Raw genomic sequence first — 24,268 nt, 5'->3', positions numbered from 1 at the left:
AAGCTTATAAATGTGCTTGTAAAAAACTCAAATATTTATTCGATGCACTGATACGATTGGCTTTTTTACTAAAACCATGGCCTTCGTCATCAAAAACTAAATAATCAACGTAAGTGCCACCAGAACGAATAGACTCGACCATATCATCACTTTCAATTTTTAGTACTCTAGGGTCATTTTTACCTTGCACTACTAATACTGGTTTTTTAACATTCTGGCCAAAAAATACTGGCGAAATATTATGTAAACGCTCTTTATCAGTACTTGGGTCACCAAGTTCATCATAAAGCGATTTACGAAATGCTTCCCAGTATGGCGGAATACTTTCTAATGTTCTCACCCAATTGGTAACACCAAAAATATTAATACCAACTTCAAATTCTTCAGTAAACGCCATTGCTGCCATGGTCAAGTAACCGCCATAACTACCACCAATTACCCCAATTCTGTCAGTATCAACCCAGTCTAACGACTGCAAGTAATACTTGTTATAAACCACGTCTTTCAAATCATGATCGCCGTGTTTTTTGTCATCAAGATGGAAGAATGTTTTGCCATAGCCGCTAGAACCACGATTATTAATACGGAAAATAGCATAGCCATTATTTACAAGATGCTGAATTAAGGCAGAATAACCTTTACGACTTTGTCCACCTGGGCCACCATGGATCCACACCAACGCAGGCACTTTTTTTGTTGCTGCTTGTTTAGGCTTATATAAAATCCCGGGAATTTCTAAACCATCAAAACTCTTAAAGCGAACAACCTCACCTACTACTAAATTTTCTTCAAGAATGTTTGGATTACCCGTATCCGTTAAACGCTCAATGCTATCACTACCTAATTGGTGCACATACAAGTTTGATGGTGAGGTATCTGAGTTTACATAAAATACCATTTGTTTACCGTCGCGAGAAAAGTTCACACCTCGTAAATCGCCGCTTGGCATATTGGGTAAGGTTAATGTTTTATCCGCAGCTATATCTTTAATGGTTATTTTAGTTTGTGCGTCAGCGTTAATGCCTGTCACTTGATAACGGCCATCTTTTGAGAAATAACTAAAGCTAACATCCCAATCATCGGCGAAATCTAGGGACTTAGCTTTTGTTGCTAAATCATATGACCAAGCCTGCCTAAACTCGCCAAATTCATCAGTTGAATAAATTAAAGCACTATTATCTCGTGTAAACGTATAAGCGCTGTGCTCTACAGCTCCCTCATGCTCAGTAATTAATTCAGCAAGAGACGCTTCACTGGCTAAGTCCACCATATATAAATTTGAGTCAGCATTTGAATTAGTTTTACTTAACGCTATATATTGCCCATTAGGACTTATAGCTTCCGGCGAATAACCTGAGTCATTTTGAAAAACTAGTTCTCTTGAATAATCAGTTACTTGATAACGATAAATATCAAAAAACTTTGCATCTCGCTCATTGGTTGCAACATAAAATTGTTTGTTATCTTGATGCCAACTGACAAAATATGCCTTTAAGCCGTCACCTGGCGTTAAATCTTTTTCTTCTCCATTAAGTTCTTGAACAAACAAATGATCTAATTCATCGCCACCTTTATCAGCACTAAATAAAAACCTATCATCTTCAGGGAACCATCCAACAACATAGATAGACTCCTTTGTAGAGTTAGTCAATTGAGTTGGCTTTGTACCATTTAGCGGCACTTTGTAAGCATTATAAATACCGCTAGCATCATCGCTAACCAATACAGCGCTAGCGTCAGCATTTATTGAAGAACCAAAGACTGAACGAGTTTTAAAAAACTCTTCAGCACTATAAGTTTCAAACATTGAAACTTTTTCTTTTACTTTTGTAACCTCTTCAGTTGGCTCTTGCTTTGAACAAGCAAATAGTAATGACAAGCCAGCGGTTAAGGCTATGACTTTGGCATGTTTGGCTATATTTCGCATCTTAACTCCCTTTGTATTGTTTTTATTTTAGTTATCAAGTACTTCTTAATTGAAATCCAGTATAGAGCAATTAATGAACAATTAAAGTGATATTCTTAGCTTGTAAAGTTTCATGAAGAAATAATTGAAAAGTAATTGGTGATATATCAGTTATAATTGCGTTCAGTTAATAAATACAACATAAAAGCGAATGACGACATCATTAAAATATCTTGGCTATTACTCTACTGAAATCCAGCAACAAGTAATGGCAATGTACAAGGAAAATAAGCTAAAAGGTTATTTATTAAAGCAGTTTCCAGAACCACACGAAATCACTTCTGATAAAGCTTTACGACAATATACTCTAGCAATGAAACAGCAGTTTCTTAAGAAGTCAGCACCTTTAAGCCAAGTCAAATATGACGATAAAATACATATTGTTAATAACGCGTTAGGTTTACATACCTATGTTTCGCGAGTTCAAGGCAGTAAACTAAAAAGTAAAAATGAAATACGCATTGGCAGTACCTTTAAACACGCACCAGAAGCTCTATTAAATATGATAGTAGTGCATGAACTTGCCCACCTAAAAGAAAAAGAGCACAACAAGGCCTTTTATAAGTTGTGCCAACATATGTTACCTAATTATCATCAACTTGAGTTAATGACTCGTATATACCTCACTGAACTAGAAAATAATGGCAATATTTATCGTTAACTTCGCCAGCAACTTTATTGGTGACAGTTATAGTCAACCAGTACCAAAGCATTAAATATCATCAAACCTATTTATTTTTAACATATTGTATGTAACTCAATACAACACTTAATTTGTAACTCTTGCTGTTACAAGATGTATGAAATTACACCGAAGTAAATGCAAAGTAACAAAAGCAAGTAATTAAAAAGTAATTCTTTGATATCACCCCACCTGCATACGTATGCACGAGATTTTTTTGAACTTTTATAAAAGTTAACATGCCCGCGCTGAAACACTGCTGTTTCATTACAGCCCAACTTTCAAAAAATTATAGAGCCACAAAATGTTTTATAATCGAGGAATCATTATGCTTTCGTTTAAACCTAGTGCGATTTCAATTGCGTTACTTGGAACTGGTCTTTGTTCATTTTCACTCTTTGCACAAGACAACGCTGTGCAAGCATCACCTGAAATTGACGAATCTAAAACAGAAATTATTGAAGTTCGCGGAATTCGCCGCAGCTTACAAGCATCACAATCAATAAAAATGGATTCAAGCTCCATTGTTGAAGCAATATCTGCTGAAGATATTGGTAAATTACCCGATGTTAGTATTGCCGAATCACTAGCTCGTTTACCGGGCGTAACAGCACAGCGATTAAACGGTCGAGCACAAAACATCAGTATTCGTGGTATGTCTGCTGATTTTTCGACGGCACTTTTTAACGGTCGAGAAGTAGTTTCAACCGGCGATAACCGTGGTGTTGAATTTGACCAATTCCCATCAGACTTACTCAATGGTGTTTTGGTTTACAAAACTCCTGATGCAGCGCTCATTGGTCAAGGTTTAGCAGGTACTGTTGATATGCAAACGGTCAAACCGTTAGCACACGGTGAGCAAACATTTTCCATTGGTGGCCGTTATGAAACGAGCCAAGATGATGCTGTTAACCCATTAGGCGAGGATAAAGGCGAGCGCTTCAATGCTACTTATATTGATCAATTTGCCGATGATACTATTGGTATAGCATTGGGCTTTTCACACTCTTCAACACCTAACCAAATACAGCGTTTCGAATCTTGGGGCTATAAAGATCTCGATAATGGCGAAAAAGAATTTGGCGGCGCAAAAATGTCGAACAATTCAAATTTGCTTGAGCGTGATTCAGTAATGGCTATTGTCGAGTTCGCGCCGAATGAAAACTTACACTCAACTCTAGATATTTTCTACTCGGAATTTGAAGAAAAACAAAACATTAGTATGGTTGAAATGGGTTTAGGTTGGGCCGATGCAACATTACGCCCTGGTTATGAGGTAGATGAAAATGGCAACATCATCTCTGGTACATACGATAACGTTAAACCAATAATTCGCAGTGATTTAAATAGGCGTGACAGTGATCTGTTCGCTATTGGTTGGAACACTCAATACAACATTAATGATGATTGGACAATGGAGTTAGATCTTGCCCACTCTAGTGTTGACCGTACCGACATGAATTTAGAAACTTATGCGGGCACCGATGGTGAGTTTGACACTATGTCATACGAAATGACCAATGAAGGCCCTAAGTTTACTCATGAAATTGATTATAGCGATGCTAGCAAAGTAGGCTTAACAGATTCAGCTGGTTGGGGACAAGTTGGCTTTAATAAATTTAGCTACATTGACGATGAAATTAACCAAGTTCGCCTCACATTTTCTCGCTATATTGATAGTGATATATACAATAACTTAACGTTTGGCGTGCACTATATTGAACGTACTAAAGAAAAGTCGGCTGATGAATATGTCATTAAAGGCTTAGCCAATGGCGATAGCATCTATTATGGCGCAGCAAATGCCGGCACAGTTGATTACAGTAAATTTGGCTTAGGCGATGTTATTACTTATGACGCTTGGCAATTATGGAATAGCGGTGTTTATGAAATTGAAGACTTTGTTCATCCAGATGTAACCGAAAAAGCTTGGATGGTTGAAGAAAAAGTAACCACCATTTACAGCAAATTAGATATCGATACTGAGCTAGGTGATTACGTATTAAAAGGTAATTTTGGCTTACAAGCTGTTTATACTGACCAATTTTCAGAAGCAATTAGCTCAGACAGTAACAATAACGATGTTAGTAAAACAGGTGGCGATAAATACTGGGAATTTTTACCTAGCATAAACCTTAACTTAAATATTACTGATGAAGATGTATTACGTTTAGGTATTGCTAGAACATTATCACGCGCGCGTATGGATGACTTGCGTGCCAGTGGCCAGTATAGCTTTGATAACAAATATGAAGACAGTACTGACTTAGATAAATCGCCATGGAGCGCTTCTGACGGTAACCCTGAACTTAAACCTTGGATTGCCAACTCTATCGATTTATCTTATGAACACTACTTTACCGATAGCAATGGTTATTACGCGTTAGCATTATTTTATAAGGATTTAGAAAACTACATCTATAACGAACAGGTTGTGGAAGACTTTACTGGTTACCCTGTACCTGATGATTGTAAAAATGATGCTGGTGATGAAGTAACCTGTTCGCCTGATTATTTCTTGGGCTATAGTTCATCACCACAGAACGGCGAAGGTGGTGATATTAGTGGTATTGAATTTAGCATGTCATTAACTGGTGAAATGTTTACACCAATGCTGGAAGGTTACGGTGTATTAGTTAATGCATCACACACCACGAGTAATGTAAAACCTGATCCTAATAACAGCTCTACACCTCTGCCGGGGCTATCTGAGAATGTTGTTAACGTAACAACCTACTATGCTCAAGAAGGCTTTGAAGCACGTGTAAGTGCACGTTACCGTAGTGAGTTCTTAGGTGAAGTATCAGGCTTTGGTGGCAGTCGTGACTTACAAATGATTCAAGCTGAAACTATTATTGACGCGCAAGTAAGTTATTCATTCGATGAAAGCTCACAGTTTGATGGCTTAACTTTGTTGTTGCAAGCAAACAACCTAACCAATGAAGCGTTTAAAGTATTAGAAAACGGTGATGCAGCGCGTATTAAAGACTATCAAGAATACGGTCGTACCTTTATGTTAGGCGCGAGCTACAAGTTTTAATTAAACTTAAATAATAAACAGGTAAAAATTATTTACCAACTTTAAAGGCCAATTTTATTGCTAAAATTGGCCTTTTATCTACTCGCTGAACGATGCAACCTTACCGTTACATTTCAATACTCGAATGTATTAGTTATTTTTACGGTAACGATTCACAAAATATTAACATCAGGTATACTGCCAGTAACTGAATTAATGCCAACTACCAGTAAAATAATAAATGTTGTCATCACTTAGTAGGCCGTAGTTTTGCAAATAACAAGTAGAAATTTATTTATAACGTTAGGCTTTGCCTTGGCGTTAATACCTTACAGTTTTATAAGCCAACTTTTATCACTCAATAATGAAATAGTGCAAGCTAGTGCTCTACTACTCTTGCAAGTTTTCAGTGTTTATTTTGTTGTTGTTAGCTATTTAAGAATATCTATTAAACCACTTAAACTATTTTGGCAGTTTCTTTCTTTAGCGCTACTATTTGCTTTAGTTTCACACCTGCTGTTTAGCTTCAACTTAATAACTCAAAACTTGTTATTACAGGAGTTCTTTAGTCTCTTTAGTTACTTCTTTATTTTGCTAGCGATTGAAACTAATCCACACATAAGTGAAACTCGCTTAAACCGCAATATTAGTAGCCGTGTTCCGGCAATATTTTTCACACTAATTTGCTTTAGCTACCTTGTACTATTGCCTTTTGAATTTGCGAGTAGTGATACGGCAAAAAAAGCGTCTGCGCAATTGTTTCATTTATTGATCACCTGTCTTATTTTTATTCGTCTCGCGGTTACTAGCTATCAGTGTCATGGTAAATTTTGGTGTCGCATTTATACAATGTTAGCGATTGCTGCTGGTGCTATTCTTATTGATAACGCTTTTATTTATGCTAACTCTATTGAGCAAGCTAAAGAGCTATCAAACCAAACTTTCCCAATAACCTACATCGCTAACCTATTAACATTAATACCGTACTGTGCATTAATCATTGCGGCAAATAATTCGTTAACATCGACAGTATCGCCTGAAGAATCTAGCGCGCCAGAACTACCGGAGCTATATATTACTGTACTTGTTTTAGCGCTAGCTTTTATTCATTTTGCTGGTATTGAATTTAACCTTCACTATAAAATCAATTCTTATTTACAGTCCTTATTAATTATTATTTGGTTAGTTATTGCTTTTTCACTACTCATCATTATTGCCTATCGTAAAAATAGGCTAAGTATAAAAAGCCAAAAAAAACTACTAGTACAGCACTCTGCACAAGACGAATTAGTAAAATTAAACTTGTCACTTACCAATTCGATACTCAATAGTGAAGATAAAGCCATTGTGAATGTTTCAAGTAATGCGATTCTCACAACGAAAATCGACGGAACTATACTTTCAGCGAACCCTGCAGCAGTACAGATGTTTCAGTGCTTAGAACGAGAGATTGTCGGTTCGAAAGTAAATAACTTTTTTTCCAGCGACGATCAAATGCACTATTTTTTCGATTTCAAAAGCAACGTTTATACGTTACAGCGTAAAGAATCAGGTATTTCTAGAGAGTGTGTTGCAACGAGAAAAGATAATACGCATTTTCCAGTGCAGGCTGAATTACAATGGGCAGATAGAGATGACAATCCGCTTGTAGTTATCACTTTTATCAACCTCACAGCAAGAAAGCTAGCCGAACAACAAGCGTTAGATTTGAAAGATAAGTTTATAGCTAATATTTCACATGAATTTAGAACCCCATTAACTATCATAAATGGTATCTTAGACCGAAATTTAACAAAGCAGCATACTCACGAAGAAGGTAAAGAGCTACACACAGCAAAACGTAACGGCTTGCGACTGGTGAGAATGGTTGAACAATTACTAGAACTTTCCCGCTTAGCAGACAACCCTAAATTGACATTAGCAACCTATCGCCTGAAAACATTAATGGCAATGCCTGCAGATTCATTTTCCCGCTTGGCAAAACAAAACGAACTTACACTTCGGTGCGAAATTCCAAACGATATTTGGCTGGAATGTGACGCACAAGCTTTTGAGAAAATAATTTTTAATTTAATTGCCAACGCCATCAAATATACCCCCGCAGGCGGTAATATTGAGGTTATCGCCCGCAGCGACAATAATAACTTTATGCTTGATGTTATTGACACAGGCATAGGTATTACTAGCGAGTCACAGGCAAAAATATTTGAACGATTTCAGCGTGCTGATGATGAAAAAAACCAAGGTGTTTTCGGTGTTGGTATTGGCTTATCTTTAGTACATGAACTTGTCAAAGCACATCAATGGCAAGTCGCTGTAGTAAGTGAATATAACAAAGGCAGTAAGTTTACGCTGACAATTCCTTGTGCTACTGCAGTTGCTGAGGAGCAATTAGCACCGAACAGCATTTCTCAAGCAGAAGTATCATCATTATTGGTTGAACAGCATAAGTCTCAAAACAATAGTAAACCTAAACAGCAAAAAGTGATCTTAGTCATTGAGGATAACTTAGATATGCAATTGCATATCAAACAGGTTATAGAGCAGCAGCATCACTGTTTGTTAGCGGATAGCGGTGAACAAGGCCTCACTTTAGCTCAAGAATACATTCCAGACCTTATTGTTTGCGACATTATGCTAACGGGAATTGATGGTTTTGCGGTATTAAAACAATTAAAAGTCCACGAATTAACCTCACATATTCCAGTCATTTTATTAACGGCACGATCGGATTTAGATAGTCGTTTACATGGCCTTAACTTGCAAGCCGATGAATATTTAAGCAAACCGTTTAATCATCAAGAATTATTGACTCGTATTAGTAACTTAATTTTGGGACGCCAGCAATTACAACAGAGTTATTTTGATAATTTTAATAAAGATGTACAAAAAAATAGAAAAGACCATAGTTTTAATAATGTTGCAGAGTTAACTCAAGTAAGTAGTGAGGAATTAACTCTTGATAATAAGTTCCTCGAAAAATTAGAGGAAGTTACGGCTAAGGTTTATATGAATACCGATTTAGATATTGTGCAACTAGCCAATGCAATTGCGATGAGTGACCGCCAATTACAACGAAAAATAAAAGTACTATTGGGCATTACACCCAACAACTTCATTAAAGAGTTTCGCCTTAAAAAAGCAAAAGCATTACTGCAAAATGGCTCTCAAATAGGTCGAATAGCGCTCGATGTAGGCTTTTCTTCGCAAACCTATTTTGGCCGCTGTTTTAAGGAAGTATATAAGTGCACGCCGAAGCAATACCAGCAGAACTACATTGAAGAACAACGTTCATCAAGCTAATCCTGATTTAATATTAACTTGCTCCTTCAAGCTACTAACATTTTTCTGCTGAATTAGTTGTAAATAATCAAAGTTGCTTGATTTAGGACCACATAACCCAAGCCAGGCAATCTGGCTATCATTACGGGTAAATAGCAATGCTTGTTCTATTAGAACGCTAATTTGATCCCAATTAAGCTCTAATGGATTTTCTCTATTAAATGGATAAAAAGAATAAGCCATACTCATATCAGCGTCATCACCAACAACTCCTGAAAATCGACCTGCTAAACGAGAGGCCAATTCACTGGCATTATTATCTTTCTCATAACCAATTATCGCAAATGTATCATCGGACCAACGAATAACAAGATCTTCATTATTTCGTGTATATAACAATAAATCTGTTAAATTCATCAGTTGGCTATTATTTACTGTAGCAGCGTCATTTATTTGTACCATTAAAATATATAAACGCGGCAATGTATCACGCTGTACGGGTAGTAAATTTTGGTGCATTTGATTCATTAATTGACTAGTTTGCTCGATATAAATATCTAAATAGCGTCGACTTTTAACTCCAGTAACTTTGTCAACAATAGCCGCTTTTTCAAGCTGCTTATTTGCTTGTGCTAACTCAATATTTTTAGATTTAAACTTTTCTGTTTTCTCTCTAACTTGTTGCTCCAAGTAGAGCTTTTGCTGTTGCTCAATCACAAGTTTACGATTAAGCAATCGCGAATAAATCAATAACATTAAAGCAATGGCTAAAGTATATAGAATATATGCCCACCAGGTATTCCATGGTGCGGGCTTAACAATAATATCTAATGAACGACCTGGTTCACTCCAAACATCATCACTGTTTCCCGCTTTTATTTGTAATTGATAAGTTCCTGCAGGTAAATTTGTATATGTAGCCCGCTGAGACTTTCCAGCATCTATCCATGCCTGCTCAAACCCTAGCAATCGATATTTATATCTTGTTGATTCTGGACTTGAATAGTTAAGTCCGACATATTCAAAAGAGACGAGTTGATCATCGTAATCCAACGTAAGCTCTTTTAATTCAGATAAAGTTGCACCGATTGCAATTGATTCATTTAGATTCAAAATATTGGTTAAATGAACATTAGGAGCTACTTTATTAACGTCAATTTTTTCAGGATTAACACTACTGAGCCCCTTGCCCGCACCAAAATAAAGAGTATTATCAATGCCCTCAAATACTGAGGAATGGGTATACTCCAAATCAACTAAACCATGGGTTAAATCAAAATGTTTAAAACCGTTATCTTCTAAAGTGAAACGAGATATACCTTTGCTGGTGCTAAACCAAATATTATCGTTTATATCCTGTAAAATTCCATACACTGCCATGCTTTTCATGCCATGGCGACCATTTAGCTGCCTAAATTGATAATTTCCTTTATCAATATTATCCTTAGTTAAAATGTTCATTCCTGATGCTTGTGTACCAACCCACAAGTTATTATCTTTATCTTCAAATATATTCCAAGCAAGATCACTCGAAATGCTGAGCGGATCAGCATCATCATGCTTAATATGAATAAAGGTATTTTCAGGTTTATTAAAACGGCTAATCCCCCCTCCATAGGTTGCCAGCCAGATATGTCCGCTAGAAGACTCAAGTAATTGCAATACGTGGTTACTACTGGGGCCATTTGAAGGAATACTTTTATCCAGCTCAAATCGATGAATTTCCCCATCGGGAGCTATTTTATTAAGCCCTCGATGAAAAGTAGAAACCCATATATTACCTTCAGTATCTTTAATAATATCTGTCACGCTATTGGCAGAAAGTGAAGATAAATTATCGGCATCATGCTGATAACTTTTTATAGTGTTATCTTTAATATTTACAGCAAAAGCACCAGAAGCTCTCGTTCCAACCCATAATAAATCGCCATCAGCAAATAATGACATGACTCTATATTCACTAAAATAAGCATTAAAGGGCACCGGTGTTATTTTATTGCTTAATGTGGACATTTTATAAATACCACCACTATAGGTGCTAAAATATATTTCATCTCTATTAAACTGTGCAAAACTAGTAATATTGTTATTTTTTAACTCTGGATTAGTTTGCGTACTATATTGTTGGAACGTTGCCATATTTGGATCCCAACGATTAACCCCAGTAAAAGTACCCACCCACATGATATTATTACTATCTTCAAAAAATGTAATTACAAAATCATTACTTAAACTAAACGGGTTACTCGAAGAGTGGGTATAACGCTGAAATTGCTTTTTTTGGCTATTGTAAATTAATAACCCTTTGTCTGTGCCTATCCAAATATTCTTTTGTTTATCTTGATATATTGACTCAATTGTATTACTTAAAATTGAATATTGGTTTTTTTCATCAAACTTAAAGTGCTCATATTCTTCGTTTTTAGGATCATATTTAAGTAAGCCATTCTCAACTGTACCAATCCAGATATAACCAAAGCTGTCATAAAAAAGTGAATTAATAAACTGTAATGCATTAGATTTAACGTTACTTTTGATACCTGTAATTGAGCGTATAAATTTACCATCTAGATCAAAGATAGAAATACCGCCACCATTCGTGCCAACCCATATATTTCCATCTTCAACTTCCATAATGCTATGAACAGTATTATGGGTTAGGCTAGGAACTATTCCTGCTTCTTGCTTTATATGTTTAACTGTCCAATTATTTTTACCTATGTTCCCAGCGCTAATTTCAGAGATAATATTTAAACCATTTTCAGTCCCGATCCATATTTTTCCTTGACTGTCTTCAAATAAAGCATTAATAGTATCATTTGTTAGTAAAGCCTCACTTTGCTTAGTAGAAAATTGCACGAAATCTTGACTACTTTCTCGGTAAAGATTTAATCCGCCACCAAACGTAGCTACCCATAAGCGCTCTTTTTTATCAATAATTATCCGGCTAACAACATCAGAACTTAATGAATTGGGAATTGAATTATCATGGTGAAAGCTCAAAAATTTATGGCCATCAAACCGTGCTAACCCCTCAGATGAACCAAACCACATGAAGCCATTCTTATCTTGAGCAATTGTTCGAACAAACTTATAAGACATTGGATTATCAATACCAAAGCTTTTGAACAACCTAACTTCTTTAGATACGCTAGAAAAACATACCAGAGTTAAAATGATAAAAAGAAGTTTAGTTTTCACAGGCAATTTTCTCTCAAATTTATAAATACTTAAGTACTTTAATACAATAAAAAAACCACTGCATCAAACGCTAATTACGTTATAAATGCAGTGGTTGTATAAATGTAAAAGTTTTAAGTTATTACTCAGGTTGAACCCAGTTATTCACGCTTATGCTAGTATTATGACCTTCATCAAAGTTCATTTTCCATATTAACGCATTTGTTCCTACGTTCATTTTCCAAATTAGAGCATCTGCTTCTACATTCATTTTCCAAATTAAAGCAGAAGTTTCAAAATCCATTTTCCAAATCAATGCATCTGTTGAAGCATTATCTTGTGCTGACATTGTCGGATCATTAAAGCCCATTTTCCAAATCAATGCATCACCATTTAACTGACTTTCATCTATTTTCCAAACATATTCATCGCCTAAACCTTCAACATAGAAATTTCCGTCTGAGTTTATATTTGCAGGACCATAAAAGTGCTCTTCATCATTTAAATCTTTGGCGATATCCAACATTTTATTCGCACAGTTATCAGCAGAACTTTCAATGGCAAAATATGCACTTACTAAACCAGCTCCTTGTTGAAAGACACTGTAACGTTTAGTTTCATCTTCATTATCAGCACTATAAGCACTGTCCATTAAACGACATTTCACCTGATCAGGTGACAATGTAGGATCATCAGTTAATATTAACGCTACAACCCCAGAAACAACCGCTGCAGCCTGTGATGTACCCGACATTTCAAAATAGCGACCACCATCATGAAATTCCGGATGCTCTGATACTATCTGAGAATCAAACGACATCAATCCAGAAATATGACCGCCTGGTGCTATTAAGTCAGGTTTAACAAAACCTTCTGGTGTAGGCCCTGAAGCACTAAAGCTTGCAACTTTATCATCATTATATGCAAATGGAGTGTAATCATCTGTCATGGCCCCGACTGTAATAATGTAAGGTACATTACCAGGTACACCTATTGTCATTGGATCCGGTCCACTATTGCCAGCAGAAGCAACTACAACAATTCCTGCTTGCCAAGCTTTCATTACTGCTCTATTTAGCGGGTCATCCCAATAGTTTGATCGAACAGGGCCACTAAATGACATATTTAATACGCGTAAGTTAATTTGATCTTTAACTTGTAAAGCCCAATCAATTCCACGTATAACATCGGCATAAGTGGCTTTGCCTTCTTCATCAAATGCTTTTATACCAACATGTGCGGCATTTGGCGCAACACCATATATTTGACCGCCGCTATCATAATCACTATTGGTGGCAATACTCGCGACATGTGTACCATGACCATTAGCTTCGTCGTCATAATTACTTACGGTATCGTTAATTGCATCATAAGTGCCCCAAGCTTTATCACGCCCCTTGAGATCAACAGACAAACCAGGTAACTGATCTAAACCAGTATCAAGAAAGCCAATCGTAACACCTTCACCATAATTACCTGTACGATGAACATAAGTTGCATCTACTTGCTCTGTTACAACCGATTTAGGTTGCCAGCGACGTTGACCAAACCCTAAACCACTTAACTCAACTTTATGATTAGTCGATACTTTAATTTTTTGTTTCTCTTGCAAAGACTTCAATTGCTCAGCAGTTAATTCAACTGCAAAAGAATCAATAATTTTTAATTCATGCGTTGGGGTTGCACCTAACGCCTTTAAGTTACTCTTAAGTAGTAAGACGTTTTTTGCACTAATAATATAAGACTGTGTTTTACTATTATTTTCTGCGGAAGATTTAAAGCCTATTAATAACGCTATAGCAAATACTCCCCCGATAATTGATATAAGCTTTACCTTGCTTTTATTCGAAGTGAACAACATTTTTATCCCCTTTTGCCCATTACATTTTCTAATTATTTTTAAAAACATTAGGGTGAGTAACTTCATATGTTTTACAACAATTAGCAAAGACTAACCTCTCGCTAATAACACTTTTTAAAAGCAATAAACTTTTAAAACTACAAGTAAACACTATCACACCGCTGAACGACTTTTAACTCTCGATTTACGTTTTTTTAACAAACAAAAAAAACAAAAATATCCAGCTCAATAAAAGCTGGATATTTTAATGACTTACATTTATTTAGTTAGAATGACACACTTGATTCATCAGAACAGTTATCAGTCCCCTGATCACAAACTTTATAAGTAAATGAACCAGACGTTCTAAAACTATCAGTATAAGCACCGTCATTTGAAGTGGTAGTTCTCAACGTACCGTTTCGGAATATATCAACACTACTAGTCGACGCGCCAGACCAAGATAAGTCTACCTTGTTTTTACCCTTAGCACGGTACCCGTTAGTTGTTAAACTAATATCCCCACTTGGTGGCGGCGTAACACCACCATCACAGCCATTTGCTGTTAAGTAATCATTGGCGGCTTTCGCTTGTGCAATACCGTGACCAAAGTAAACATCATGACCCGCAGTGCCACTATCCATCGCAGTAGCTTTTAATGCGTCTCGAATTTCGGTACCTGTACAGTTATTGTGATTTGACCATACTAATGCAGCAATACCTGATACAGCAGGTGTTGCCATTGACGTACCAGTCATTAAGCCGTAATCACTTGTACCAATTGTTACATTAGCTGTCGAAGCTGCCAATAATGCAGAGCGATCTTCAAAAGCAGCGCCAGCGGCAGGAATAGACGTAGTATTAGTATCACCTAATGTCGCATATAACATGCCTGTTTCATTATTAATGATAATTGCACCAATACCGCCAGAATTTTCACAATTTTGCACTTTATCGTGAAATGAAATGTTACCACGGTCAATTAAACAAACATTACCATTGGCACCACTATCAGTCGCTTCAGCAGTCCCCATATAATAAATGCTACCGTTTGCATTTCCTGCATTTTCCATCGCAGAAGAAGCAAATGCTTGACCATCTGCACTTACAATAGAATTTGTTGCCATATCAGCAGGGTAAGTTGATAGTACATCAACACCACCAGCCGTTATCTCAACACAAATAGTTTCATCAGTCGTTGTTGTTTGTCTTTTCCCTTTACCTGTAGTTACCGTACAACTTGGAAACTGAGACTCAGTATAACGACCATTATTGTTATCATTACCACCAACCATCATCACTGATGAATAACCTGCAGGGTACGAGCGTACATTGTTGCCGTCATTACCTGCTGCAGCAACCACTAAACCACCTGCTTCGGTGAAGGCTTTAAAGGCATTCTCTTCAGTGCTATTGGCACCACCGCCACCTAAACTCATGCTAATAATGTTTGCACCTGCTTGCGTACATTTGTTTGCGGCGTGTGCTAAGTCAGAAGAGTAACCCCAACCATCAGCATTAAAGACTTTAACAATATGCATATCAACACCTGGAGCCATACCTACAATACCAATATTGTTATCTGCTGCACCTATAGTTCCAGCAACATGCGTTCCGTGTGGTCCACCATGCTCATCCCAATTACCAGTGCCGGAATCATTATCACCAGTAATATTATTCCAAACAAAATCAGGATTTGAACGGTCTAAACCAGAATCAATAACACAAACTTTCATACCAGCATTGGCATTGAACGTTACTTGATCAGCTTGAGATTGATATACTGAATAAGGCGTTAATTGTTCTAACATCGGATTGCCTGCGTCATCACTAAACGCCGACATTAATTCACGTTTTTGATCGGCTTCAATAAGTTGAATATGTGGGTTATTCATTAGGCCTTTAACTTCTTCTAAAGATTTTCCTTTAAAAGATGCTGCGATAAAACCATTTCCATCTACTTTCAATTCAGCGTTCAACTTTTTAGCTAACGCTTTAACAATTCCTTTTTTACTTTCATCGACTTTGATGATGTACCTATCATCAGCTGCTTGTGCAGAAAATGCAGATGTTACTGCGATTGCAATTATAGAATTCGTAAATTTAGAAATTTTCATAGATGCTCCAGGTGTCTCTATATTATTTTCGAATATAAACATTCGATTTTTATTATGTAGTTTCAGGGCTTAACTCCTGAACGTTTTTTGATACTAACAGTTAAGAAAAAACCCCCTAGTAAATATGCGACATTTTTTAATAGAAAAACGACAAGCAACAAAAATAACCATAAAATACAAGCAATTAAAATAAATCAATTTTATTTATTTGTCGGGATATTACTAATTACCGTCTTATTATTGCTATTACATTTGAGGTTAAAAGGTCATGATGAATGAGGTGATTAAATCGCCAACCAATAAAAATAATGCGTCCGATGCTTCAAATTTAAAAAGCATTCAGCGCAATAACCGGAGAGACTCTTAAATGAGAAACATACAAAAAATAAGCTTAAGCGCAGTAGCACTTTCTGTTCTTACTGCAACAGCTAACGCTCAAACATTTGAAGCAGCAGAATTACAAGCTATACCAGTAAATACCGGCTCAATGACAGCTGTGAATACAGACTTTAGCCAATGGCGTGAAAGTCAAAAGTTTCAAAGTCATGACTTTACTGACCGTATTATCGTTAAATACAAAAGTGGCTTTGAAGCGCAAGCACTAAGTAATTTTTCTTCAGAAAAAGCAATGCCTGCGGGTTTAGCTAAAAAAGCAGGTCATAGCCTGAAACACGTGAAAAAGTTAAAAAATGGTCGTCACGTTATTTCTTTAGGTAAACAAAAACATATCAACGATGTTAAAGCCATGGTACTTGAACTTAACAGCCATGTTGACGTTGAATTTGCAGAACCTGATTACAAACGTTATTTAATGGCGCAAAACCAGCCTTGGGGTATTGCAGACACCCAGTCAGATCTTATTTCTGATAATGACGCTGCCAATATGACCGTATGTATTATTGATTCAGGTTATGAGCGTGCTAACCCAGATTTAAATGCTAACAATGCATCAGGTACAAATAACTCAGGTACTGGTAACTGGTACCAAAATGGTGGCTCTCACGGTACTCACGTTGCAGGTACCATTGCCGCTGTTAATAACTCAGAAGGTGTTGTTGGTATTTTGCCAAACACTAATGTTAACTTACACATTGTTAAAGTATTTAACGAAGCAGGTTGGGGTTATACTGGTGAACTAGTTGATGCTGTTGATACTTGTGTAAATAACGGTGCAAAAGTAGTTAACATGAGTTTAGGTGGTTCAGGTTCAAGCAACACAGAACGTAACTCATTACAAGCTGCTGCTGATGCAGGTGTTTTACTTATTGCTGCATCAGGTAACGATGGTGATGCTACACTTTCTTACCCTGCCTCTTACGATTCAGTTATGGCAGTAGGCGCACTTGATCAAGGTCGCCAACATGCAGAATTCTCTCAATATACATCACAAGTTGAAATTTCAGCACCAGGTGAAGCAATTCTATCGACTGTTGCCGGCGATGGCCGTTTAGGTTACATCACTTTAGGCTCAACAACTTACGGTAACGATGAAGTTGTGCCACAAACTCACTACATTCAAAGTGGCGGTAGCTTTACTGTTAGCAATGTAGACAGTTCTGCAAATGGTGTATTAGCCGCTTGTACTATATCAGGAAGCAGTTATAGCTGTTCAAATGTTTCAGGAAACATTTGTTTAGCTGAACGTAATGATAACCAAAAAGGTAGCAACTACCCTGAAATCAATCCAGCTAAAGCGTGTGCCGATGCCGGTGCATCAGGCGTGATTGTTTATAGTAATAGCGCTCGTCCAGGCCTTCAAAATCCTTTTTTAGTTGATGCTAACTCTGATGTAACAGTACCAACCGTTTCTGTAAACCGTGAGCTAGGTTTGCAACTTATGGGTCAACTTGGTACGAATGCTAATTTAAATGTTGTTGGTGGCCAAGATTACGCATACTACAACGGTACTTCAATGGCGACTCCTCATGTAGCTGGTGTTGCAGCATTGGTATGGAGTAATAACCCTGATTGTTCTGCGACTCAAGTTCGAAATGCGTTAAAATCTACAGCAATTGACTTAGATGTAGCAGGTCGTGATGACAAAACAGGATACGGTTTAGTACAAGCGAAAGCCGCATCTGATGCTCTTGCAGCTAGTTGTAGTACTGTAACTCCGCCTCCTACAGGTGGCAATGTATTAGAAAATGGTGTTGCTAAAACAAGTTTAGCTGGTGCTAAATCTGAAGAGTTAAGCTTTACGATGGAAGTTCCTGCTGGAGCAACTGGCCTGAGTTTCGATATGACAGGTGGCACAGGTGATGCTGACCTTTATGTTAAGTTTGGTTCAGCCCCTACAACATCTAGCTACGACTGTCGCTCATGGGCAGGTGGTAATACTGAGTCATGCCCTATTTCAACGGCACAAGCAGGAACATATCATGTTAAAGTAGTTGGTTACACAGCATTTACAGGTGTTAACTTAACAGGCAGCTTTACGGAAGGATCAACAGGTGGCGGTGCTACAGGAGGCAGTGCTTCAGTTAATGATATTAGCGTTAGTCGTCGTGCATGGACTTACTACACTATTGACATTCCAGCAGGCATGGCAACTTTTGATGTAGTGACTAGTGGTGGCACTGGGGATGCAGATTTATATATTCGTCAAGGAAGCAACCCAACAACATCAAACTATAGCTGTAAGTCAGAAAACAGCAATAATAGTGAGTCGTGTACTATTACTAATCCTGCTGCGGCAACTTGGCACATAGGTATTTACGGGTATAGAGCATCAAGCGGTGTTAACATGAATGTAACATACAACCCATAGAGTTAAACTAGACTCCCAACTAGTGTTGTAATTAGGGGAAGTACAAATTGTGCTTCCCCTTTTTTTAACTAAAAATCAAATAAAACGACTCTCTCGATATTAATTTTCTTTCGATAACACCATCAAGCGTTATGTAAACTTTTCCTCTAAATGTTATAGTGCGGGAAAATTTTAGGTGCTCAAATTTACTTTTAATAAAGTGCGGCTGAGAGAATAGGGAAATTGGTGTAAATCCAATACGTGCCCAACGCTGTTATGACGTTTATGTTTGATAATAAACCACTGGTAATTTTACTGGGAAGGTATCAAACATAATTTATATTTACTTTAGTAGTTATAAAGCCCGTCTGAGTCAGAAGACCTGCCTAAAATATCAATTGCACGAAAGGCCGATCGTTGCTTAATCCAATAAGGGGAATATTTTGGGTATCAATAACCACGCTAATAACCAAACAAAAGACTCAACGAATCAGTCTTTGTACCAATTCAGCCAACAAGCACAACATGGTTTATACCAAGCTATTTTTAATCGCCGTGATGTACGCGGACAATTTCTATCGACAGCAATTCCTAATGAAGTGCTCAGTAAAATAATTTATGCCGCACATCATGCCCCATCAGTTGGCTTTATGCAGCCTTGGGATTTTATCGTTATTCAGTCACCTGAAATAAAAAAACAAATCCACCAAGACTTCACGCTAGCACATCATGAAGCACAAGCGATGTTTGAAGAAAAAAAGCAAACACAATACAAAAATCTAAAACTCGAAGGCATTATTGAATCGCCAATTAATATTTGTATTACATGTGATCGAGAAAGAACAGGGAAAACTGTTATCGGACGAACACATATGAAAGAGATGGATCTATACAGTTCAGTATGCGCAGTACAAAATTTATGGTTAGCTGCTAGGGCTGAAGGTGTTGGTGTTGGCTGGGTATCAATATTGCACCATGGCGCACTAAAAAGCGCTCTTTCGCTGCCGGATAATGTAGTACCCATTGCCTACTTATGCTTAGGTTATGTTAGTCACTTTAAGGAAAAGCCAGAGTTGGAGTCAGCTAATTGGTTATCAAGACGCCCGGTAGATGAATTAGTCAGTTTCGACACTTACGGTCAAGAAGCAAGAACGCCAGAAGAACAAGGATTTATCAACCAGTTAAAGACAGATAAAACATTCCCACACTCATTTAAAGAATAATATCGTTTTCTAAATACAGATAAATAAAAGCGTTTACAAACAAACGCTTTTATTTCTGCCACTGTTCTTTGCTTGATATAAAGCTGTATCTGCTTGCTCAAATAAAGCTTTCCAATTAAGCTCCTCTTTTCGCTCAGCAATGCCAATAGAGACGGAAATTTTTGGTAAGTACGCTTTAGAATCTCTTTGCATTAATTTAAGACTTGCAATTGCTAACCTTATTTTCTCTGCAATTTCATGCGCTTGCCCCATAGTTTTATTTACCATAACAACCACAAACTCTTCACCGCCGAACCTTACCGCAATATCATTATCTGAAATGGTATCTTTAATAACCTTAGCAATACGCTGAATAACTTTGTCGCCGATGAAGTGACCAAATTGATCATTAATATTCTTAAAATGATCAATATCAATCGCTAAAGAAGAGTGAACTTGTTCGATATCAATATCTTGTAACTTAATATCACAGCCACGGCGGTTAAATAATCCGGTTAATGAATCAACAATAGCTTCATGGCGAGCTGCTTCAAGTTTTGACTTTAAAAAGCTCACTTCACCACATGCATGGGTTAATTCTAAAGAAAGCTCGCTATGTTGTTGCTGTGACGTTGTTATACTGCTCATTAAAAAGGCAACGATATTTTGCATCGACTTATGATATTCATTCTTCGACAACGCTTTTTCAGCCTTTTTCAAATTTGACGCAACAACTTTATCACTATCAACTTGCGAGTTAATTTTTTCTAAAGTTGAAGTTAACGACTTTTCGATGGGATCCAAAATTTGTTTATCAATAGCATGTGAGTTAGAGATATACTTTTCAAAAAGCTCTTCAATAAAGGTTAAATCGACTTCTTGGTATGTGTCGACATGTCGCTCTAGTTCTGCAGATAGTTTTTCATTTCGTTTGCTAGCGTGAAGGTAAACAACAGAATAATTTACTGGGCTGGGGGGAATTTGGTAATGAGACAAAAACTCATTAGTTGATTCGCTGATCTTTAATGCCTCATCAAAATTATCTTTAATAAGCACAAAACCTCCTCAAGAATCTCTTTATTTTTATTATCAACAACAAACAATTAGTTAACGTCCACTAAAATGTAAACATTTTGTTACCTAATGATTTTAGAATATATAAACAATCGTCATTCAACAAGTATTAAACAGCTAATTTTGAATTAAAATTAGGCTTTAGTTCAATAATCGTTAAGTTTTAGTACGCTTTCGTCACATTTATTTGCGCTACGAAGTAATTCGCACAGTCTACAACAAACAATATCTAATGGCTTGATATAAAACAGCTAAATGAGCACTTTTTTTGACTAATACCAGCTGATAAAGCAAACTTGTGCAAACTTTAAACTTCAATTTTTAGAGAATAAAAATAATGAGAAAATTTGCTTCGCTATGCTTTGCATTAGCTTCTACTGCAACCTTAGCCGATGAAGGCATGTGGCAACCACATCAACTACCTAGCATTGCAAACAAGCTTGTTGACGCTGGGCTTAAACTTGACCCAAATAGTCTGACTAATTTGACTAGCTTTCCTATGGGGGCCATTGTTAGTTTAGGTGGCTGTACAGCTTCGTTTGTGTCAGATAAAGGTCTAGTTGCTACCAATCATCACTGTGTTTATGGTTCGATTCAGTACAATTCAACAGAAGAAAATAACCTACTTAAGAACGGTTTTTTAGCAAAATCATTTAAAGAAGAATTACCTGCCACTCCTGGCAGTCGTATATATGTCACTGAAAAAATAACACCAGTAACCGAGATTGTTAATGCTGCATTAAGTGACAATATGTCAGGTGCTGAGCGTTTTAAAAGTATTGATAAAACATCAAAATCATTAGTTGCAGAATGTGAAAGCGATGCTAAGTACCGATGTAGTGTCGTTAACTTCCATGGCGGCTTAGAATATTACCTATTTAAACAATTAACCATTCGCGATGTACGTTTGGTTCATGCCCCAGCCAGTAGTGTCGGCAAGTACGGTGGCGATATTGATAACTGGATGTGGCCACGCCATACTGGCGATTACGGCTTCTATCGTGCTTATGTAGGCAAAGACGGCCAACCAGCTGACTACAGTGAAGATAATGTTCCTTACGAACCTAAGCATCACCTAAAAGTAAATAAAAGTAGTGTCGATGAAGATGACTACATTATGGTGTTAGGTTACCCTGGGCGTACAAACCGTTATCGCACCGCATTAGAAGTAGAAAATCAATTTACTTGGGTTTACCCACAAGCAAAAGCTTACCGCGAAGAAATTATTAACTTAATTCATGATAATTCAGCACCAGGTAGCGATGCCCGCATAAAGTACGAAAGCACTCTTGCTAGTCTTGCCAATTATGCAAAAAACTATGGCAGCATGATCGAAAGCTACAATAAAGGCACAACCCTTGTGCGTAAAAAGTCTTTAGAAAAAGAACTTAGTACATGGATTAGCGCCACAAGTGAGCGAAAAAATAAATACGGCGATGCTTTAAATGGCCTCAACGACTTGATTAAGCAAGACCAAACAACTCAAGCACGTGATCTTATTCTAGGCTATTTAAATTACGGTAAAATGCTTAGTACCGCTAATCGCCTTTACCGTTTAGCACAAGAAAATACTAAGCCAAACATTGAACGAAAGCGTGGTTATCAAGAGCGAGATATTGCACGTTTCGAACAAAGTATGAAAGCAGTCAACCGCCGTTATGACGCCGAAATAGATCAAAAAATTGTTCTCGCTATGTTTAAGCACTATGCACATTTACCAGAGACACAAAGACTTAAATCACTAGACAAATTTTTTGGTGTAGATAAAAACTTTGACCAGCAGCAGTTTAAAAATAAACTTGATAAAATGTATGCTAATACTAAATTAAACGATCAGGCAACTCGTCTTGAATGGATGAGTAAATCAGTCGGAGACTTTAAGAATAGTAATGATCCATTTATTCAATTAGCGGTTGCAACTTCTAAAGAACGTAAAGCATTAGAAGAAGCGGGAGAAGAGCTATCAGGTAATATTCAATCATATCGTCCTAAATATATGGAGGCATTAATAGCCTACTTTAACTCGAAAAACTTACCTGTTTATGCTGATGCCAATAGTACATTACGTGTAACTTATGGCAATGTAAAAGGTTACTCGCCCCAAGATGGCTTAGTAGCAACACCATTTACAACGCTTGAGGGCATAACTAGAAAAGACACAGGTATTGCACCTTTTGATGCTCCTAAGAAGCAGCTCAAATTGATTAAAGAAAAAAACTATGGTGAGTACGCTAAGAAAGAGCTTAACAGTGTACCTGTTAACTATTTAGGAACGCTGGATATCACAGGAGGTAATTCAGGCTCTCCTACTCTAAATGACAAGGCAGAGTTTGTTGGTTTAGTGTTTGATGGTGTTTATGAAAGTATTATCGGTGATTGGGATTACGATACTAAATTAAATCGTTCAATACATGTAGATATTAAATATATGCTTTGGGTAATGGAGCATATCGATGGCGCCACAAACCTTATTGAAGAAATGGATATTGTTGAATAAACAATAATTCAGTAAAAATTAAAAAAACCAGCTTCGGCTGGTTTTTTTATTCATGAATTTATAGATACTTAATATTAATCCCACCTCTTTCTAATTAAACGACATTCAGTTGCTAAAAACTATTTCTATTCAGTATACACCGCCATTAATACGAAAATCATCGTAAATAAAACTTGAAACTACGTAGGTCCTCGTACATATTAAATATGAATAGTTTTCAATCAAATAATAAAAGGAGAGCTAAATGACACGTAGAAAAAATTTGAATGAGGAGCGTGAAGCTGAAGTCGATATGACACCAATGCTAGATATTGTTTTTATCTTACTAATATTCTTTATTGTCACCACCTCGTTTATTAAAGAAGAAGGCTTATTAGTAAATAGGCCTAAAGCTAAAAACACTCCCTCAGAAAACAATACACCAACTGTTGTTGTACAAATCGCGGAAACAGGTCAACTGAAGTTTAATGGCCGGTTAGTTGATATAGAGAGGCTATCAGCGCGTATAGAAAGCTTCTTATCAGAGAATCAAACTAATAGTGCTGTCGTTATTCCACATTATGATGCAACCCATGAAATGGTCGTGAATGTTATTGATAGGATTAAACCCTTTGAACAATTAACTATATCAATTGGGAAATAGATAGTACTGGTAATGCACGA

Annotated in this window: 12 protein-coding genes and 1 riboswitch; of the genes, 7 read left to right on the top strand and 5 right to left on the bottom strand. The window is 36.9% G+C overall.

Annotated features, from left to right (window positions below):
• Nucleotides 1-4 precede the first annotated feature (4 nt).
• Complete coding sequence (locus tag AC27E9_RS08620; protein WP_487129224.1) at nucleotides 5-1,927, bottom strand: S9 family peptidase; 1,923 nt, start codon at nucleotides 1,925-1,927, stop codon at nucleotides 5-7.
• 190 nt (nucleotides 1,928-2,117) lie between these two features.
• On the opposite strand from AC27E9_RS08620, the gene AC27E9_RS08615 reads away from it, so the two are divergent.
• The 3 genes from AC27E9_RS08615 to AC27E9_RS08605 all read left to right on the top strand — a co-directional run bounded on the left by AC27E9_RS08615 (nucleotide 2,118) and on the right by AC27E9_RS08605 (nucleotide 8,970).
• Nucleotides 2,118-2,627 (top strand): YgjP-like metallopeptidase domain-containing protein, encoded by a 510-nt coding sequence (locus AC27E9_RS08615; protein ID WP_487129222.1) that lies wholly within the window; start codon nucleotides 2,118-2,120, stop codon nucleotides 2,625-2,627.
• 349 nt (nucleotides 2,628-2,976) lie between these two features.
• Nucleotides 2,977-5,688 carry a TonB-dependent receptor gene (locus AC27E9_RS08610; protein WP_487129220.1) on the top strand — a complete coding sequence of 904 codons (2,712 nt, stop codon included), beginning with the start codon at nucleotides 2,977-2,979 and terminating at the stop codon, nucleotides 5,686-5,688.
• Nucleotides 5,689-5,937: 249 nt separating this feature from the next.
• Nucleotides 5,938-8,970, top strand: a complete 3,033-nt coding sequence (locus tag AC27E9_RS08605; RefSeq protein ID WP_487129218.1) for an ATP-binding protein — start codon at nucleotides 5,938-5,940, stop codon at nucleotides 8,968-8,970.
• On the opposite strand, the gene AC27E9_RS08600 is transcribed toward AC27E9_RS08605, so the two are convergent.
• The 3 genes from AC27E9_RS08600 to AC27E9_RS08590 form a co-directional block, all read right to left on the bottom strand.
• Nucleotides 8,962-12,081, bottom strand: a complete 3,120-nt coding sequence (locus tag AC27E9_RS08600; protein WP_487129216.1) for a two-component regulator propeller domain-containing protein — start codon at nucleotides 12,079-12,081, stop codon at nucleotides 8,962-8,964. The two genes, AC27E9_RS08605 and AC27E9_RS08600, sit on opposite strands and share 9 nt — an antisense overlap.
• A gap of 190 nt (nucleotides 12,082-12,271) precedes the next feature.
• Complete coding sequence (locus AC27E9_RS08595; RefSeq protein WP_487129214.1) at nucleotides 12,272-13,990, bottom strand: S8 family peptidase; 1,719 nt, start codon at nucleotides 13,988-13,990, stop codon at nucleotides 12,272-12,274.
• Nucleotides 13,991-14,256: 266 nt separating this feature from the next.
• Nucleotides 14,257-16,086, bottom strand: a complete 1,830-nt coding sequence (locus tag AC27E9_RS08590; RefSeq protein ID WP_487129212.1) for a S8 family serine peptidase — start codon at nucleotides 16,084-16,086, stop codon at nucleotides 14,257-14,259.
• Between the two features lie 367 nt (nucleotides 16,087-16,453).
• Between AC27E9_RS08590 and AC27E9_RS08585 the strand changes: the two genes are divergently transcribed.
• Together AC27E9_RS08585 and bluB are read left to right on the top strand one after the other, a co-directional pair.
• Nucleotides 16,454-18,853, top strand: coding sequence for a S8 family serine peptidase (locus AC27E9_RS08585; protein WP_487129210.1), 2,400 nt, complete (start codon nucleotides 16,454-16,456; stop codon nucleotides 18,851-18,853).
• Nucleotides 18,854-19,009: 156 nt separating this feature from the next.
• Nucleotides 19,010-19,236: riboswitch (cobalamin riboswitch) on the top strand.
• Between the two features lie 39 nt (nucleotides 19,237-19,275).
• The gene (gene bluB, locus AC27E9_RS08580) at nucleotides 19,276-20,055 is read left to right on the top strand and encodes a 5,6-dimethylbenzimidazole synthase (RefSeq protein WP_487129208.1); all 780 of its coding nucleotides are present in this window, start codon (nucleotides 19,276-19,278) and stop codon (nucleotides 20,053-20,055) included.
• Nucleotides 20,056-20,088: 33 nt separating this feature from the next.
• Here bluB and AC27E9_RS08575 read toward each other — a convergent pair whose 3' ends face one another.
• Complete coding sequence (locus tag AC27E9_RS08575; protein ID WP_487129207.1) at nucleotides 20,089-21,090, bottom strand: GGDEF domain-containing protein; 1,002 nt, start codon at nucleotides 21,088-21,090, stop codon at nucleotides 20,089-20,091.
• Nucleotides 21,091-21,445: 355 nt separating this feature from the next.
• On the opposite strand from AC27E9_RS08575, the gene AC27E9_RS08570 reads away from it, so the two are divergent.
• Together AC27E9_RS08570 and AC27E9_RS08565 are read left to right on the top strand one after the other, a co-directional pair.
• Entirely contained in the window at nucleotides 21,446-23,605 is a 2,160-nt protein-coding gene (locus tag AC27E9_RS08570) for a S46 family peptidase (protein WP_487129205.1), read from the top strand.
• Nucleotides 23,606-23,849: 244 nt separating this feature from the next.
• On the top strand, nucleotides 23,850-24,248 hold the full coding sequence (locus tag AC27E9_RS08565) for an ExbD/TolR family protein (protein ID WP_487129203.1): 399 nt from the start codon (nucleotides 23,850-23,852) through the stop codon (nucleotides 24,246-24,248).
• Nucleotides 24,249-24,268 lie beyond the last annotated feature (20 nt).

This window comes from Colwellia meonggei, from assembly GCF_057537295.1.
The sequence above is the reverse complement of the archived record's forward strand: the minus strand, read 5'-3'. Positions and strand labels throughout refer to the sequence as shown.